The sequence below is a fragment of the Acinetobacter sp. YH16042 genome (genome assembly GCF_013417245.1).
GTDB lineage: Bacteria > Pseudomonadota > Gammaproteobacteria > Pseudomonadales > Moraxellaceae > Acinetobacter > Acinetobacter amyesii.
Genome location: NZ_VPEJ01000003.1, coordinates 114,151 through 131,634 on the forward strand (window position 1 = coordinate 114,151; position 17,484 = coordinate 131,634).

A 17,484-nucleotide genomic window follows, 5' to 3' on the forward strand; every position below is an offset into this window, starting at 1 on the left:
TTATTTAGGGAAACTTACAATAAATATTAAGTCAATATTATCTGAAATATCAGTGAATTGGGTCTCATTTATTGGCAAAGAATCCTGAGTTTTTAACTCAGGATTTCATGTATTTTTAATATGGTGAGATCATTATTTAAAATAAATAGTGTTGTGCCAACGCAGCCAAACCAATCACCAAGAATACCAAGGCGCCAATTTTATGAATCAGTGAAATCGGTAGTTTTTCAGCTAGCTTGTTCCCAATAAATACCGCAGGCGCATTAACCAACATGATGCCTAATGTCGTCCCCAAAGTCACCCAGCCAATACTGTCAAAGCGTGCAGCCAGTGCAACAGTGGCAATTTGGGTTTTATCTCCAATTTCAGCCAAGAAGAACAAAACGAAAGTGGCGCCGAAAACCCCATATTTTTGCCACTTATTGATACTTTCAGATTCATCATCCAATTGATCGGGGATCAACATCCACACCGCCATAGCAATAAAGCCCAGAGAAACGATCCACAATAAAACGGTTGGACTTAAAACAGTGGTAATCCATTGACCCAGCACAGCAGAAACCCCGTGGTTCACCACAGTCGCGAGGAAAATTGCAATTAAGATCGGAACGGGTTTACGAAAACGTGCAGCAAGCAGTAAGGCAAGTAATTGTGTTTTATCGCCCATTTCTGACAGGGCAACAACAGCAAGGGAAATGAAGAAAGCGGTTAACATGGTGCATTTCTCTGGCTAGCAATAACATATACCGATGACTTATCCCTCCTGCTAGCCAATGTGCAGAGTGATAAATCAAAGGTCTTGCCAACAAAAGAAAGCTACGAAGAGCTCATTTGGTTCTTTACTATGATGACCATGCTCGTTTTAGAGCAAATATGTTGACCATCACCTTTTTACTTTGCGTAAAAAGCGGCTACTCCCCAATGAAGTAATGCTATTCTAGCGAGGAATGCATGTTTTCGCAATTTTAATTTTCGATGACTCAATTTGATATGCAAAACAATAATCAAAAATTTCAAGAATTTATTCAACACTATATGCATGTGCAGGATGTATTAATCATTGCAGGCGGCCCGTCTCAGCTCAGTTTTGACTTAACCACCATTCAGCCCTCAAAAAAGCTGCTAATCATTTGCTGTAATCAAAGTTTTCTTCAACTTCCTCAGGCTCAAATTGCCCATCATTCAGACTATGCATGGTGGTTACACTATCAACCCATGCTCAAAGCCTGCTTTCAAGGTGACATCATTAGCGGATGTGGTTTAGGTCACAACCGTCCATATCCTGAACATGAAGTGATTAACTTCAAAACCGTGCGCATCGATACGCAAGCGGAGTTATTTCATTCACCGTACTTTGTGTATGGTAATAATTGCGGCCTTCAAGCCTATTCACTCGCACATCTCTTTCAACCGCAGCGTATTTGGCTGATGGGCTATGACTTCCAGCACCAACAGGGCCAAACACATGCGTATCAGCATCAACATGTGCAAGAACTGGAGCATTATGAAAAGTTTTGGGGCTTATTTTTAAAAGACTTCCAACGCTTTGAACATTTACGACAAAAGCTTTGGTCGACGGCGCACCCACATCGTACACTTCCACTCACTTATAACCTCAATGCAAACTCAGCATTAAAGCTCTACCCTTCACCCATTGAACTTCCTGATTGGCTTTGTCAGTCCACCACCACGACGCCATAAAAAAACCCTGCCAAAGCAGGGTTCATTTTGAAACTTAAACAGGTCAGATTAGATCAATAAAGTTCGGATATCTTTGAGCAGCTTCGTCAGCTTATTGGCAAAACGTGCAGCATCCGCACCATTAATTACACGGTGATCGTATGACAATGACAGCGGCAGCATCAAACGTGGATCAAAGCCTTCACCATTCCACACCGGCTGCATAGTTGCAGGTGAAATACCTAAAATCGCCACCTGTGGCCAATTAACCAGCGGTGTAAATGCCGTACCACCAATTGAACCCAGACTGGTAATGGTAAAGTTCGCACCTTGTAGATCTTTCGGCGACAGTTTTTTGTCACGTGCTTTTTGACTCAGTTCACCCAGCTCAATTGCAATCTGCTTAATCGATTTTTGATCTGGATTACGCAGTACAGGCACGGTCAAACCATCAGGCGTTGCCACGGCAATCCCCATGTGGATTTCATTGCGTAACAATACTGACTTGCCATCATCAGACAAATGACCTGCAAATTCACGCTCTTCTTTCAACAAGTAAGCCACTGCTTTGATGATGAAGGCCATAATGGTTAAGCCAATACCTTCTTTCTTAAAGTTGGCTTTTAAATCATTACGCCAAGCTTCAAGATCGGTAATATCCGCAGCATCGAACTGCGTCACTTGCGGGATAAAATTGTTTAAAGACAATTGCGGAATCGACACTTGTTGTAAACGTGTCAAAACTTTCTCTTCCACACCACCAAAAGCATCAAAGCTTGGTAATTTCGGCAAGCCTGAAACCTGTGCCACAGCTTGAGCTGCAGGTGCAACTTGCGGAGTGGTCAAACGGGTTTTTACATAAGCGAATAAATCTTCTTTCATTAAACGCTCATGCGGGCCCGATGCTTTGACTTCTGCCAAAACCACACCTAATTCACGTGCAAGCTTACGAACGGCAGGTCCTGCATACACTTTGGCATTGGCAGCATTTTGCTCTTTGGTGAGCTTATCTGCGCCTTGTGGTTGCGGTGCTGCTGCTTCAACTTTGCTTTCAGCTTTAGGTGCAACTGTCGCAGGCTGTGCTACAGCTGGTGCAGGTTTCGCTGCTGGCGCGGGTGCTGCAACAGCTTGACCTTCGGCTTCTATCGTCACCAAAGCGACGCCTTCAGAGACACTTTGCCCTAACTGAACATGAATCGCGGTGATTTTACCAGCTGTAGAGCTTGGCACTTCTACCGTTGCTTTGTCTGATTCCACCACGATGATGCTTTGGTCTTTTTCAACCACATCACCCACAGCGACTAAAATTTCAGCCACTGCTGCTTTATCAACACCTAAGTCAGGCACTGCAATTTCAACAGGTCCAGACGCCGCAGCCGTAGACGGCGCTGGTGTTGCTTCTGCAACAACAGGTGCAGCAACAGGCTGTGCAGTTTCTTGCACAGCAGCCGATTCAACCGCAGCAGATGAAGCCGCCGTTTTCACCGTTAAAATCACTACACCTTCTTTCACCACATCGCCAGCACTGATCGTGATCGATTCAACACGGCCTGATACAGTACTTGGGACTTCGACTGTCGCTTTATCTGATTCCACCACGATAATGCTTTGATCAACATCAATCTCATCACCAACAGAGACCAAAATCTCACTTACCGTAGCTTTCTCTACGCCAATATCAGGAACTTGCACATCGATGCTTTGCGACTGAGTAGCATTGGCTGCAACAGGTGCTGCAGCTTGTTCTGCTTCCACAACCGGTGTGGGTTCTTCTGCTTGGTCTTCCGTTGCATTTTGTACTGGCTCAGCTGTAGCAGTACTTTGACCTTCTTCTTCTAACTCGATCAGCACAGCACCTTCAGCAACACTGTCACCCAGATTAACTGCAATGCTTTTCACCACGCCTGCCGAAGTGCTGGGCACTTCAACAGAGGCTTTATCAGACTCTAACAACACAATGCTGTCATCGACGCTAATGGTGTCGCCGACTTTCACTAAAATCTCAGCGACCGTTGCTTTATCTACACCAATATCAGGAGTCGTAATTTGCATGATTAGTTCTCCTCTTTGTAGTCAGCCACAGCATGCAGTTCCGGCGTTTCCTGCGGAGCCCATGCCACTGGACGGTCAGTATCTAGTTCAAAGCTTGAGATGGCATCTTTAACTAAACGTGCATCAACTTCGCCTTCATCCGCGAGTTTTTTCAATGTTGCTACCACAATATGTGCGGCATCGACACCAAAGTAGCTACGTAAGTTGCCACGTGTATCTGAACGACCATAACCATCTGTACCTAATGCAACGAACGGACGATTGTCTGGAAGATAGGCACGGATTTGTTCGCTATAAGCACGCATGTGATCAGTTGCCGATACCACAATACCGTCTTTTTCACGAAGTAATTGAGAGACCCAAGCTTCTTTCGTATCTTCAGCCAACGGATGTAAGCGGTTGTATTCTTCACACGCCATACCATCACGAGCTAATTCGTTAAAGCTAGTGACGCTCCATACGTTTGAATGAATTTGATATTCATCACGAAGGATTTTCGCCGCTTTAATCACTTCGCGCAGAATCACACCTGAACCCATCAACTGAACCGTTGCCTTCTCATCTTCTTCGAAGAGATACATACCACGTTTAATGCCTTCTTCAGCACCTTCAGGAATAGCAGGGTGTTCGTAGTTTTCATTCATTACTGTTAAGTAATAGAACACGCGCTCTTGGTTCACGTACATGCGTTTTAAACCATCATGTACGATTACTGCCAACTCATAACCAAAACATGGGTCATAAGAAATACAGTTTGGAATCGTATTTGCCAAGATATGTGAATGACCATCTTGGTGCTGTAAACCTTCGCCGTTCAGTGTTGTACGACCCGCAGTTGCACCGAGCAAGAAACCTTGCGCCTGCGCATCACCTGCCGCCCATGCAATATCTCCAATACGTTGGAAACCAAACATCGAGTAGTACATATACATCGGAATCATTGGCAAGTTATTGGTTGAATAACTGGTTCCTAACGCAGCCCAAGCACTCATCGCACCCGCTTCGTTAATCCCTTCTTGTAACATGTGACCATCTTTAGCTTCACGGTAATGCATCAACTGTTCTTGGTCTTCAGGGGTATATTTTTGACCATGCGCAGCATAGATCCCCAACTGACGGAACATACCTTCCAAACCGAAAGTACGCGCTTCATCTGGCACAATTGGTACGACACGATCTTTAATGGCTTTTTCTTTCAATAACGAAGAAATCAAACGCACCATCAACATAGTCGTCGATTGCTCTTTACCGCCACTGCCTTTCAATACCGCATCAAACACAGACAATTCAGGAATCGCCAGCTGTTCACTTTCTTTACGACGTGCAGGTAAATAACCCCCCAATGCCTCACGACGTGCCTTCATGTATTTCAATTCAGGCGAGTTTTCGCTCGGACGATAGAATGGCACTTCTTCAAGCTGTTCATCGGTAAATGGCAAGTTGAAACGATTACGTACGTATTTCAACGATTCAAGCTGCATTTTCTTGATTTGATGCGTCTTGTTGACAGCTTCAATCTCTTCCGACAAACCATAGCCTTTGACTGTTTTCGCAAGGATTACGGTTGGCTGACCCGTTTCCTTCATCGCTTCGGCATAAGCCGCATACACTTTGAATGGGTCATGACCACCACGGTTCAGGTTATCAATATCTTCATCGCTTAAGTTGCGCACCAACTCTTCAGCCTCAGGATACTTACCAAAGAAATGTGCACGCGTATACGCACCGCCTTTCACTTGATAGCGTTGGAAGTCACCATCAACCGCTTCTTCCATCACCGCTTTTAAGGCACCTGAATCATCTTTTGCCAGTAGCGGATCCCAATGACGACCCCATACCACTTTAATTACCCGCCAGCCTGCACCACGGAACAATGATTCAAGTTCTTGAATAATTTTACCATTACCACGAACTGGGCCATCTAGACGCTGTAAGTTACAGTTCACGACCCAAATCAGATTGTCGAGCTTTTCACGACCTGCAAGTGAAATGGCACCTGTACTTTCAGGTTCATCCATTTCACCATCACCGAGGTAAGCCCAAACTTTACGGTTTTCTTCTTTGATCAGGCCACGGTTCATCAAGTACTTTTGAATGTGTGCTTGATAGATCGACATGATTGGGCCTAGACCCATCGATACGGTTGGGAACTGCCAATAATCTGGCATCAAATATGGATGTGGGTATGAAGGCAAACCTTTACCGCCAACTTCACGACGGAAATTATTTAAGTGTTCTTCAGTCAAACGACCTTCTAAGAACGAACGTGCATAGATACCCGGTGCACAGTGACCTTGATAATAGATCATGTCACCGCCAAAGCTATCGCTATTGGCACGGAAGAAGTGGTTAAATCCCACGTCATATAAAGTTGCAGATGATGCAAAACTTGCCAAGTGACCACCTAAGTCATCACCAGTTTTATTGGCACGCAGTACCATCGCTAAGGCATTCCAGCGGATCAGCGCACGAATACGGCGCTCCATATCCGAATCACCCGGCATAGGCGGTTGTTCTTCAACTGAAATGGTATTTAAGTAAGGAGTATTTAGTCGCTGAATGGGAACGTGCTTAGCAATCGCTTGTTGATAGAGTTTTTCAAGCAAAAATGCAGCGCGGTCAGTTCCCATGTGCTGTAAAACTGAATCAAATGCGTCCTGCCATTCTTGGGTTTCTTGCGCATCTGTATCGCCATAAAACGCCATACTTCACCTATCCTATGTGCTAAATATATGGCTCTATTAGTACCATATTTTGGCTAGGCTCAGTTATCGCCATAGATGAATACGAAATAGCTCTATTATTTATTTACTAAATACTTATTGATTAACAATTACACAAATTTACATTTTTGGGTCAATTTTCGCCATATTTCATACAGACAATATTTTTTTGAGTGATAATTTTATAGTTATTAGCGATAAATAAAAAAGCCATTGTCTGTAGAGGTTCAGACAATGGCTTCGTATACAGATGTTGTATGCGCTTATGGCAACATCGCTAAATACGTCGATGGGTTTTTACGTTGACCATCTTTCACTACTTCGTAATGCAAATGTGGGCCAGTACAACGACCAGTACAACCAACGTTAGCAATATGTTCACCCGCAGCAACACGGTCGCCTACACGTGCAATTAAGCGTGATGCATGTGCATAACGTGTCAGGTAACCGTTACCATGGTTGATTTCAACATATTGGCCATAACCTGTGCCCCAGCCAGATTTGGTTACAATGCCTGGACCTGTTGCATAAATAGGCGTACCGCTTGCCGCAGAAAGATCTAAACCTGAATGATTTTCTGCACGGCCACCCATGGTACGGCCACCATAGTTTGAGCTCACGCGCTTCATGTCTGGAAGTGGGTGGGCAATTAACCATGAATATGGATTATTTGAACTTGCTGAATAGTTTTTAGAGGAAGTGCTTGAACCGTATTTTTTTGCGATTGTCGCATTGTTGAGTTCAATTGATTTTTCACGAATTTGAACATTCAACTTCGTTTCAGCTGGAACATCAATATCATTGCTTTCAGAGTAAGCACCTTGAGACAAGGTGCGAGTTAACTGTTCAATACGATCTGATGATGAGTCTGCTTGATTTAATTCAACTAAATCTGCAAAAGCGACTGAAGCGGCCGAAGCTGCCAATGAAAACGCCAATAAAATACGTCGTAAATGCATAAAAAACCTCTATAAACTGTTCTCTTTTGTTCCTTGTGTGATTTCGTCCTTGATATCAGCCAAAAGGAGCGCATAAGATTAAGACATAAACATGTAGGAAATATGTATGTCAGAACCTGTCAACGTCTTTCAACCAACAAGAAAACACATAAAAACAGGAAACTTGTCGTTTCTCTCAACGCAAGTTGCTGTATGGCAGAAACTTACGAAAATTGTTCAACCGCTATTGCCCCAACCGGATCAATGGCAAGTTGTTTGTTATATAAATGGTGTACTTATATTAACTGGAGAAAATCAGGCACTGATTAGTCAGTTGGCCTATTTGCAAAAGCAATATATTGCACAATTATCACAAATATACGAATTCAAGGATTTGCACAAGATTCAAGTCCGTCTGAGAACTCCGTCTTCAACGCCCCATTCCCCTGAAAAAATTTCAAGAACCCTCAGTACAGAAACTCAGGATTTACTCCGTAATGCTGCTGACTTTGTGAGCGACCCTAAGCTTAGCCAAGCAATGCTGCGTTTGGCAAGCAATAAAAAGTAACCACCCAGTTGTAACAGACAAATTTGAATGCTCAGAATGTGACAGACTTAACACTTACAAATGATACAATATAACATCACCATTATAAGACAATGACTTATGTCACATTCACATAACTAATTGGGCAATCATTAATGTCATCAAATGTTACAATTTCATAGCTATCTGGATCACTTTTGACATTGCGTAATAACTGATTATTTAATGCATGACCTGACTTATAGGCATCATATTTCGCAATAATTTGATGACCGAGCAAGTATAAATCACCCACAGCATCTAATATTTTGTGACGAACAAACTCATCCGAGAAGCGTAAGCCCTCTTCATTGACCACACCATTGTCATCTACACCAATGGCATTTTCGAGACTCGCCCCTAAAGCCAAATTATTAGCTTTTAGGTAGTCCAAATCTTTCATAAAGCCAAAAGTCCGCGCTTCACTAACTTCATAGACAAATGTTTCGGTTGAAAAGTCGATTGTTGCCGACTGAAATTCTTTCTTAAATGCAGGATGGTCAAAATCAATCGTAAAATTTAATTGGAAACCGTCATGGGGTTGGAAGGCAGCACGTTTATCATCGATCAGTGCTTCGACAGGTTTGCGTATTTTTATGAATTTTTTAGGTGCATTTTGTTCTTGTAGTTCACCTTGCATAAGCAAATAAATGAACGGGCCGGCACTCCCATCCATAATTGGCACTTCAGATGCCGACACTTCCACAATCAGGTTATCAATCCCTAAACCAGCAATCGCACTCATAATGTGCTCAATTGTGCCCACCTTGGCGTTTTCTTGCACCAAGTTAGAACACATGAATGCTTCTTGAATCAGCATAGCATCAGCTGGAATATCAATCGGTGGATTTAAGTCGATACGACGAAACACAATGCCCCCATCGGCATGATGTGGCACAAAGTTAATCATCACTTTTTGCCCACTATGCAGTCCGATGCCACTCGCTTTCACGATGCGTTTCAGGGTACGTTGTTTCAACATGTGTCTTCTATCATCAGTTCACAAAACCGCTATACGTTAGCATATTTAGCCATTGATAAAAAACAAAAAGGTAGCTGATCAGCTACCTTTTGTAATCAATAGACACTTAAGTCATTGAATTTGTTTTATTTACGTTGCTGATTTTTCAAGTAGTCTTGAATACTCATTGGCGTAGGGCGTGAATTCGATGCTGACGCCGCCGCAGCCGCCGGAGCAGCTGCTTCATTGTGCTGACGTTGAATCGCTGGTACATCATCTTCATCTACAGGTGCTTGTGCAGAAGCGACTGTACGCGTTGCTTGTGCGACAGGGCGTTTCACTGGCTCAGCAGAATCGGCAGAATTACGCGTTAAACCCGTTGCGATCACAGTTACACTAATTTCATCACGTGCATCTGGATCAAATACCGTACCGTAGAACACTTGACCTTCATCAAGATCCACAATTTGGTTCACTACATCTGTGATTTCTTCAATTTCACCGAAGGTTACGTCATCGCCACCTGTAACGTTAATCAAAATGCCTTTTGCATTCATGATGGTCACGTTATCTAACAATGGACTACGGATCGCTTGTTCAGCTGCTTGACGTGCACGGTTTTCACCACGGCCTGAACCTGCACCCATCATGGCATAACCACGGGTACTCATCGCAGTTTTCAAATCGGCAAAGTCAAGGTTGATATGACCAGGACGCACCACAAGATCAAAGATACTACGTACAGCATTTAACAGTACGTCGTCTGCTTTTTTGTAAGCATCTTTCATCGAGATATCACGGAACACTTTTAGCAGGCGTTGGTTCGGAATAATAATTAGAGAATCAACATGTTGCTCAAGGGCTTCGATACCTTTCTCAGCAGATTGCTGACGACGTTTACCTTCAAAGTTAAACGGAGTCGTCACCACACCTACAGTTAAGATACCCATTTCTTTGGCAATTTCAGCAACAACCGGCGCAGCACCTGTACCAGTACCACCGCCCATACCTGCAGTCACGAACACCATGTCCGTACCTTCAAGGTGTTGGCGAATCAACTCACGGCTTTCTTCAGCAGCAGTTTGACCCACTTGTGGATTTGCACCTGCACCCAAACCACGCGTGCTTTGCTCGCCGAGTTGGATTTTAAATTGTGCATTCATGCGGTCGAGTGCTTGTTTGTCTGTATTGGCACAAACAAATTTTACACCCTCGATATCTGATTCCAACATGTGTTGCACAGCGTTACCGCCAGCTCCACCCACACCGAATACTGTGAAACGGGCTTGACCGTTGCTGTCGCTTTGATCATCTTCTAAAAATTCAAATGAGGCCATGCCTAAAAAATTCCTAATCCATAATTGGCAGACACTTCAGCCCGTATACTGCCTTGATCTTAATAAAAATTGTTTTTTAGAATGCTGTCCAAGTTCCAGCTTGTCAAGTACAAGCAATAATCCGTACAACTTCCCAACAATATTCCCAAATATTTCAACTTAAAAGATCGACTTCAAGGTGTCATTGAAGCCCGACCATGCCCGTTTTACCCGATTCAATACTGAAAGTTTTTCCGTATCTTCTGGCTCAACGATCGTATCTTGTGTTTCGCTTTGACTGAAAATTAACAGACCTGCGGCAGTCGCGTATTGTGAACGACGTAAAGCAGCTTGCTGTTGATCATCGGCATACACTTGCATAGGTGGATTACCTAAATGTGCAGAGACACCTAAAATCCGACGTGCAAATGTCACCATCCCTTCAATTTGGCAGGCATCACCTGTGAGTACAACACCATGATATAAACCATGAATCGCACCATGATCGACCAATTCATTACGTACTTGATTAAAGATTTCTTCATAGCGCGCAATAATGATTTCGGTCAGTTCAATACGGCTAATGGTTTGTGGACCATCAATCCCTTGGAACTGAATCATACTTTCAGGTTTAACCACTTTCAGGTCAACACAACCATACAACAGCTTAATGCGTTCAGCTTCTTCTGTTGTGGTTTGCAATACAGCAGCAATATCACGTGTTACATGCTCACCGCCACGTTGCAAGGTGTGTGTCATCGCCAAGCGACCATCTAAATACACCGCGATATTGGTCGTACCAGCACCAATATCGACCAAGCACACACCATATTCTTTTTCATCTTTAAGCAAGCTGGCTTCAGCTGTTGCTAATGATGAAATGACCATGCGTTCAACACCAATATTGGCGCCTTTTAATGCACGATCCAAATTCTGCATGGTGCTGATGGGCAACATCATCAAATGATAATGCCCTGTCATACTCCGTGCTGACATGCGAATCGGGTTTAATACCCACTCAGGTTCATCATCTAGTTCAAAACCTAAAGGTACAGCACTCACCAAATAGTGGTCAGACGTTAAATGACTGGCTTTAGCCAGTTCTAATGCACGCACCACTTCATTGGTGGTAATCGCATGGTCATTATTTTCAATTGGAGTGCGACCAGAGGCATAAAAACTTTTTAGTTCAGCACTTGGAATGGAAATCCACGCAGAATGTACACGACATTCCGCCATATCTTCCGCTTCCTGCACTGCATTTTTAATTGCGGTAACAACTTTATCGAGACTGACAATTTTCCCTTTATTCATGCCGCGGTTACGAGCGGTCGCCATCCCTACCACTTGGATATTGTCTGGCGCGTGTACCTTACCAATCAAAACTGAAACTTTGTGTGTCCCAATGTCAATCGCAACAACCGAGGGAACAGCTTCATTCATTATTTACTACTACCATTCACATGTTTGTTTAATTTATGGCTTAAAGCCTCTACTTATAAAGCCGATCATTATGGCTTTACCGGCGCTGCATTCGCAATGCCTATGTCATCACTGGTTACAACAAACTGACCATTTACCGACTTTGCTGGCACAGAGTTTTTCCATTGAATCGCTAAACCATTTCGGTAGCGCAAATCGATGGCAGAAATTCGTGGCCATACAGGTTTTAAGTCACTGTGTGCGAGATAACTTAAACGCTGCAACTTACTCATGGTCTGATCTTGATCGACAATCACGCGTAAGCCTGAATCAAACTGCATAAACCAAGTCATTCGTTCGGTTAAATATAATTCTTTTAAACGAATGCCAACAGGTATAAATAATTGATTAATTTCATTATAGCGACGCATCATCATTTTGGACTGACTCGTCGGCCCATGCAATAACGGCAAATTCTGATGATTGGTCGGGGTTAATTCGGCAAATACATCACCACTGTCGCTTAACAGTCGCCCAGTTCCCCAACGTGCAATTGCTTGACGCGGCATCACCCGTACACGAATTGCATTTGGCCAAGCACGCGATACCACCACGCGATCGACCCACGAGATTTCTAAAGTACGGTCACGAATGACACGTAAATCAGAGGTAAAATAATTTTGAGTCATCATCGGTGAAACGTATGACATGACTTGTTGTTTTTCTTGGACGCTCCGCACACCCACCACATCAAGTTCAGCCACACGTGCATCCGTCATGACTTTATATAGCCCCCAAATTCCGGCAATCAAGACCATACATGCAATAAACAACAACAGCCATCCACCCACATTGGTAAGCTTTTCCTTACGTGTCGGTGGTTTGTCATGTATCGATGTCGTTGCTGCACGTTTACGGCGCATAGACGCAGGAAGTTGAGCCATAATTTAGTGTGCCGCACCTGTTAGGGTTTGTTCCAAAATCGCGACACAAAGATCATCAAAACTATAACCTACGGCATTGGCCGCTTTTGGCACTAGAGAATGACTGGTCATACCCGGAACAGTATTTACCTCAAGTAACCAGAAGTTTCCTTCTGCATCCTGCATCGCGTCAATACGACCCCAACCACTCGCACCCACCGCTTGGAAAGCGCGTAAAGATAAAGCTTGTAAACGCTTTTCTTCATCTTCAGTCAAGCCACATGGAATACCATATTGCACATCGTTACGGTTATATTTCGCTTCGTAATCGTAAAAAGCCACATCTGCAGGCGGTTCTAAACGAATCACCGGTAAAGCCTGACCATTTAAAATCACAATAGTAAATTCACGTCCTGTAATCCATTTTTCAGCCATCACGACTGCATCATGCTGGGTCGCTTTGGCAATTGCGGTTGCAAAGTCTTCAATTTTTTCAACTTTGCTCATACCAATGCTTGAGCCTTCATGCACGGGCTTGATGATAAATGGCAAACCAATTGAATCTACAATTTCTTGTAAATCTGAATCTTTACTGACAATACGATAAGGTGCTGTCGGTAGTTCTGAACCTTGCCAAACTTGTTTAGTTTTGACTTTATCCATACCAATCGCCGAGCCTTGAACGCCCGTTCCAGTGTACGGAATGTTTAACCATTCCAAAGTACCCTGAATTTGACCATCTTCACCACCACGGCCATGAAGTACGATAAATGCACGGTCATAAGCCACCAACTCAGTCACACTGCGTTGCTGCGGATCGAATGCTTCGGCATTTACACCCGAACGCACCAATGCTTCAAGTACAGCTTTACCACTATCGAGAGAAACCTCACGTTCGGCAGATTTCCCACCTAATAACACGGCAACTTTGCCGAATTTTGAAGCATTTGACACGTTTATATCCTTAAACTTTTATCTACGGTCTAAACAAACTTTGGATCACCAAGCGGTGATCATTTTACATAGAGATTGTTTTGAGCAAGTTCGATTGAGATTGCTCCAACATTACCTGCGCCCTGTGTTAATAACAAGTCATTTGCTTGTAACACTTTTTTCATTACTGCTTGTAAGTTGCCTTCTACTGGATCGATGAGAATCGGCTCAACCTCACCACGGAGACGAATGCTTCGAGCCAACGCACGACTATCCGCACCCACAATTGGTTTTTCACCTGCAGGATAAACTTCTAATAACAACAGTTGATCGACTTGTGACAAGACATCGACGAAGTCATCAAAACAGTCACGCGTACGGCTAAAACGGTGCGGTTGGAACATCATCACCAAACGACGATCTGGATGACTTGCACGTGCCGCTTTAATGGTCGCTTCCACTTCTTTTGGATGGTGACCATAGTCATCGACCAATTTCACCAAGCCATCTTCAACTTCAAATTCGCCTTGGACTTGGAAACGACGACCTACACCACTGAAGCTTTCTAAGGCACGCGCAATCGCAGCATCAGAAACGCCTTCATCCGTTGCAATACCAATCGCTGCCAAGGCATTTAAGATATTATGAAGACCCGGCAAGTTAATGGTTAAACGTAACGGCTCACGGTCTTTACGCAAAACGGTAAAGTGTGATTGCATGCCTTCTTGAGCCACATCAACGGCACGAATGTCATTGTCTTCATTGAAACCATAAGTCACGACAGGACGACCAATACGCGGCATAATTTCACGGATGTTGGCATCATCACCACACATCACAGCTAAACCGTAAAATGGAAGGCGCTGTAAGAATTGTACGAAGGTATCTTTCAATACATCAAAGCTACCGCCATAGGTATCCATATGGTCAGCATCGATATTGGTGACAATCGTTGCCATCGGCTGTAAATGCAGGAATGACGCATCTGATTCATCCGCTTCGGCCACGATATAACGACTTGCACCCAATGCAGCATTCACACCAGTACGATTTAACAAACCACCAATGACATAAGTTGGGTCCAGATTTTCTTCTGCCAACATGCAGGTCACAAGACTGGTTGTCGTGGTTTTACCATGCGTCCCCGCAACGGCAATACCATGACGGTAACGCATTAATTCACCCAACATTTCTGCACGACGCACGACAGGTGTACGGGTTTCAATCGCCGCTTTCACTTCCGGGTTTTCAGAATCAATGGCTGTTGATACCACGATTACATTGGCACCTTGAATATTTTCAGCAGCATGACCGATGAAAACTTGAATGCCGTTTTCTTCAAGCTGAGCCGTGGTTTTCGACGCTTTAATATCTGAACCTGAAACTTTATAGCCTTGGTTTTTCAATACTTCGGCAATACCGCACATGCCCGCACCACCAATCCCAATAAAATGGATGTGTTTAATACGGCGCATTTCTGGCACTTTAATGAGCTTTTTCGCTTGATCGGCAGGCGTTGATGGAGACATAGATTACTCGAATTTTACAAATCTTGAATTAAACCAACCACGTGCTGTGTCGCATCGGGTTGTGCCTGTTGTCGAGCCTTAACCGCCATTTCCATAAGTCGTTGGCGATTCATCAGCGGCTTCAACAACGCTGTTAAACTTTCTGCGGTCATGTCCGCTTGTGGGCAAATTTTTGCAGCATTGATATTGGCCAAGAATCCGGCATTTGCAGTTTGATGGTCATCCACTGCACTTGGCAGAGGAACAAACACGGCTGCTACACCCGCTGTCGCAATTTCAGTGACGGTTAGCGCACCAGCACGGCAGATAATCAAATCCGCTGCAGAATAGGCTGCTGCCATATCTTCAATAAACGGCTGAACTTCAACTTGCATATGTTCAGGTGCATTTGCATAACGAGCCAATGTGCTTTCAGCATTATTTTGACCACACTGGTGATATACACTCAGGGGCTGTTCTAATTGCTGTAAGGCAGCTGGCACACATTCATTTAAAGCACGCGCACCGAGTGAACCACCCACAATTAAAATACGTAATGGCAACCCAGCTTTTTCACGCTCTTGGTAACGCCATGACGGATTTAAAATTTCTGTAATTTCCTTCCGTACAGGATTGCCTGTGGTCACGATTTTATCTTGAGCTGGAAAAGTATTTGGAAATGCCTGACACACCGTTTTCGCCACACGCGATAATTGCGTATTGGTAAAACCAGCCACAGCATTTTGTTCATGAATAATCACAGGAATACCGAGTGCGCGTGCAGCAAGACCACCAGGCCCAGCCACATACCCCCCAAAGCCTGCAACTGCATCGACTTTGAGTTGTTTCATATAACGCATGGCACTCAAAGTAGCTTTGAGAATTTTAAACGGTGCCATCAGCTTACGCACGACTCCATTGCCGCGTACGCCTTGGATATCAATTTGATAAATTGGAATATTATGATTTTTAAGCAGGCGATTTTCCATGCCTGTTGGCGTTGCGAGCCAAGAAACTTCACAGCCTTGTTGTTGCAACTCTTTGGCAACAGCGAGCGCTGGAAAGACGTGACCACCGGTTCCGGCAGCCATCATCATGACATGTTTCGGCTTTACTTGCGTTACTTCGGTCACTGTCTAATTCTTCAATTCTAAAAAGAGGCTAATGATATTCGATTTTAAGCAAACAATTGTAATCACAAACGCATGACCGTGAAAGGTAATTTACTTTTTTTCAACAGGCGTATGATTGTTTTTTTCTACTATTTTAAAAGTTTAAACTAGTTTTATTATTAATCTATGAGAATTGAAAAAAAATCAGACAATTTTTCACTTTAATTGCATTCACTTACAGTTTTTTTGCTTTTTTAGCTCCCCTCCCCTTAGCGCAGGACAAAAAAGAGCCCGTGAAGGACTCTTTTAAATCTAGTGCAAAATTAAGCTTTTAAACCTGTCTCAAGGACATCAAATAAATCATCGGCAATCGAGGTGCCAAATTGCGCATCAATTTCACGTACGCAGGTCGGACTGGTGACATTGATTTCAGTCACGTAATTACCAATCACATCCAAACCAACAAAGACCAAACCTTTTTCACGAAGGAATGGTCCGACTTTGGCTGCAATGGCTTTATCATTTTCGGTCAATGGACGCGCCTCGCCCAAACCACCTGCCGCCAAGTTGCCACGCACTTCACCATTTTGCGGAATACGCGCCAAACAATACGGTACGGGTTCGCCATTGATCATCAAAATACGTTTGTCACCATCCACAATTTCAGGGATGTATCGCTGCGCCATAATCGGCTGTGTGCCGTTATTGGTCAGGATTTCAATGGTTGAACCAATATTAACGCCATCTTGGTATAAACGGAAAATGCCCATGCCGCCCATGCCGTCTAATGGCTTCACAATCACATCACCATGTTCTTGTAAAAATTCACGAATCAGACTTTGCTGCGAAGTCACCAAGGTTGGTACTTGAAGTTCAGGGAATTGTGTCGCAAACAATTTTTCATTGCAGTCACGTAGGCTTTGTGGCTTGTTAATAATCCATGCACCTTCGCGTTCAGCCTGTTCCAAAATATAGGTGGTGTAGACAAAGTTCATGTCAAACGGCGGATCTTTACGCATCAAAACCACGTCATAAGCAGCAATTGATTCTTTTTGTTTTTCGCCGAGTTCAAAATAGTGATTGTAGTCTTCAAAAACTTTTAGCGGTGAAATCAAACCAAAGGCTTTGCCTTGATCGATATATAAATCTTGCTGTAATGCATAGCCTAGCTCATGTCCACGACGTGCTGCTGCCCATAGCATCGCCATTGAGGTATCTTTTTTTAGGTTTACATTTTCGATGGGATCCATCACAACAAGTACACGCATTATTCAGTGCTCTGTTCATTATCAATTTATGAACGAGTATAGCCGAGATTTTTCTTTTGTTT

At 43.7% G+C, this 17,484-nt stretch carries 14 protein-coding genes and 1 riboswitch; of the genes, 2 read left to right on the forward strand and 12 right to left on the reverse strand.

The genetic code is table 11. The annotated features are described in order from the left end of the window. Nucleotides 1-136: 136 nt before the first annotated feature. On the reverse strand, nucleotides 137-715 hold the full coding sequence (locus FTV37_RS03280; RefSeq protein WP_078190565.1) for a TMEM165/GDT1 family protein: 579 nt from the start codon (nucleotides 713-715) through the stop codon (nucleotides 137-139). A 74-nt stretch (nucleotides 716-789) separates the two neighbouring features. Continuing rightward, nucleotides 790-932: riboswitch (yybP-ykoY riboswitch) on the reverse strand. Between the two features lie 58 nt (nucleotides 933-990). On the opposite strand from FTV37_RS03280, the gene FTV37_RS03285 reads away from it, so the two are divergent. Then, nucleotides 991-1,701 carry a methyltransferase type 11 gene (locus FTV37_RS03285; RefSeq protein ID WP_180008776.1) on the forward strand — a complete coding sequence of 237 codons (711 nt, stop codon included), beginning with the start codon at nucleotides 991-993 and terminating at the stop codon, nucleotides 1,699-1,701. Nucleotides 1,702-1,749: 48 nt separating this feature from the next. Here FTV37_RS03285 and FTV37_RS03290 read toward each other — a convergent pair whose 3' ends face one another. The 3 genes from FTV37_RS03290 to FTV37_RS03300 form a co-directional block, all read right to left on the reverse strand. Next, complete coding sequence (locus FTV37_RS03290; RefSeq protein ID WP_180063026.1) at nucleotides 1,750-3,732, reverse strand: 2-oxo acid dehydrogenase subunit E2; 1,983 nt, start codon at nucleotides 3,730-3,732, stop codon at nucleotides 1,750-1,752. Nucleotides 3,733-3,734: 2 nt separating this feature from the next. Continuing rightward, nucleotides 3,735-6,437 carry a pyruvate dehydrogenase (acetyl-transferring), homodimeric type gene (aceE, locus tag FTV37_RS03295; protein ID WP_180041745.1) on the reverse strand — a complete coding sequence of 901 codons (2,703 nt, stop codon included), beginning with the start codon at nucleotides 6,435-6,437 and terminating at the stop codon, nucleotides 3,735-3,737. Between the two features lie 281 nt (nucleotides 6,438-6,718). Beyond that, complete coding sequence (locus FTV37_RS03300) at nucleotides 6,719-7,414, reverse strand: M23 family metallopeptidase (RefSeq protein ID WP_078190569.1); 696 nt, start codon at nucleotides 7,412-7,414, stop codon at nucleotides 6,719-6,721. Nucleotides 7,415-7,520: 106 nt separating this feature from the next. On the opposite strand from FTV37_RS03300, the gene FTV37_RS03305 reads away from it, so the two are divergent. After that, nucleotides 7,521-7,961 carry a DciA family protein gene (locus FTV37_RS03305; protein WP_180063027.1) on the forward strand — a complete coding sequence of 147 codons (441 nt, stop codon included), beginning with the start codon at nucleotides 7,521-7,523 and terminating at the stop codon, nucleotides 7,959-7,961. 97 nt (nucleotides 7,962-8,058) lie between these two features. Here FTV37_RS03305 and lpxC read toward each other — a convergent pair whose 3' ends face one another. The 8 genes from lpxC to gshB all read right to left on the reverse strand — a co-directional run bounded on the left by lpxC (nucleotide 8,059) and on the right by gshB (nucleotide 17,422). Beyond that, the gene (gene lpxC / locus FTV37_RS03310) at nucleotides 8,059-8,961 is read right to left on the reverse strand and encodes a UDP-3-O-acyl-N-acetylglucosamine deacetylase (RefSeq protein ID WP_180063028.1); all 903 of its coding nucleotides are present in this window, start codon (nucleotides 8,959-8,961) and stop codon (nucleotides 8,059-8,061) included. Nucleotides 8,962-9,086: 125 nt separating this feature from the next. Next, on the reverse strand, nucleotides 9,087-10,277 hold the full coding sequence (gene ftsZ / locus FTV37_RS03315) for a cell division protein FtsZ (protein WP_168379400.1): 1,191 nt from the start codon (nucleotides 10,275-10,277) through the stop codon (nucleotides 9,087-9,089). A gap of 159 nt (nucleotides 10,278-10,436) precedes the next feature. Next, the gene (gene ftsA, locus FTV37_RS03320) at nucleotides 10,437-11,699 is read right to left on the reverse strand and encodes a cell division protein FtsA (RefSeq protein WP_078190573.1); all 1,263 of its coding nucleotides are present in this window, start codon (nucleotides 11,697-11,699) and stop codon (nucleotides 10,437-10,439) included. A gap of 68 nt (nucleotides 11,700-11,767) precedes the next feature. Then, nucleotides 11,768-12,622 carry a cell division protein FtsQ/DivIB gene (locus FTV37_RS03325; RefSeq protein ID WP_180063029.1) on the reverse strand — a complete coding sequence of 285 codons (855 nt, stop codon included), beginning with the start codon at nucleotides 12,620-12,622 and terminating at the stop codon, nucleotides 11,768-11,770. 3 nt (nucleotides 12,623-12,625) lie between these two features. After that, nucleotides 12,626-13,555 (reverse strand): D-alanine--D-alanine ligase, encoded by a 930-nt coding sequence (locus FTV37_RS03330; RefSeq protein WP_078193219.1) that lies wholly within the window; start codon nucleotides 13,553-13,555, stop codon nucleotides 12,626-12,628. A 59-nt stretch (nucleotides 13,556-13,614) separates the two neighbouring features. Beyond that, nucleotides 13,615-15,063, reverse strand: a complete 1,449-nt coding sequence (gene murC, locus FTV37_RS03335; protein ID WP_078190576.1) for a UDP-N-acetylmuramate--L-alanine ligase — start codon at nucleotides 15,061-15,063, stop codon at nucleotides 13,615-13,617. A 14-nt stretch (nucleotides 15,064-15,077) separates the two neighbouring features. Further along, on the reverse strand, nucleotides 15,078-16,175 hold the full coding sequence (murG, locus tag FTV37_RS03340) for an undecaprenyldiphospho-muramoylpentapeptide beta-N-acetylglucosaminyltransferase (RefSeq protein WP_180063030.1): 1,098 nt from the start codon (nucleotides 16,173-16,175) through the stop codon (nucleotides 15,078-15,080). 302 nt (nucleotides 16,176-16,477) lie between these two features. Beyond that, a complete protein-coding gene (gshB, locus tag FTV37_RS03345) occupies nucleotides 16,478-17,422 on the reverse strand; it encodes a glutathione synthase (RefSeq protein ID WP_180063031.1) in 945 nt (314 codons plus the stop codon). Nucleotides 17,423-17,484: the final 62 nt, after the last annotated feature.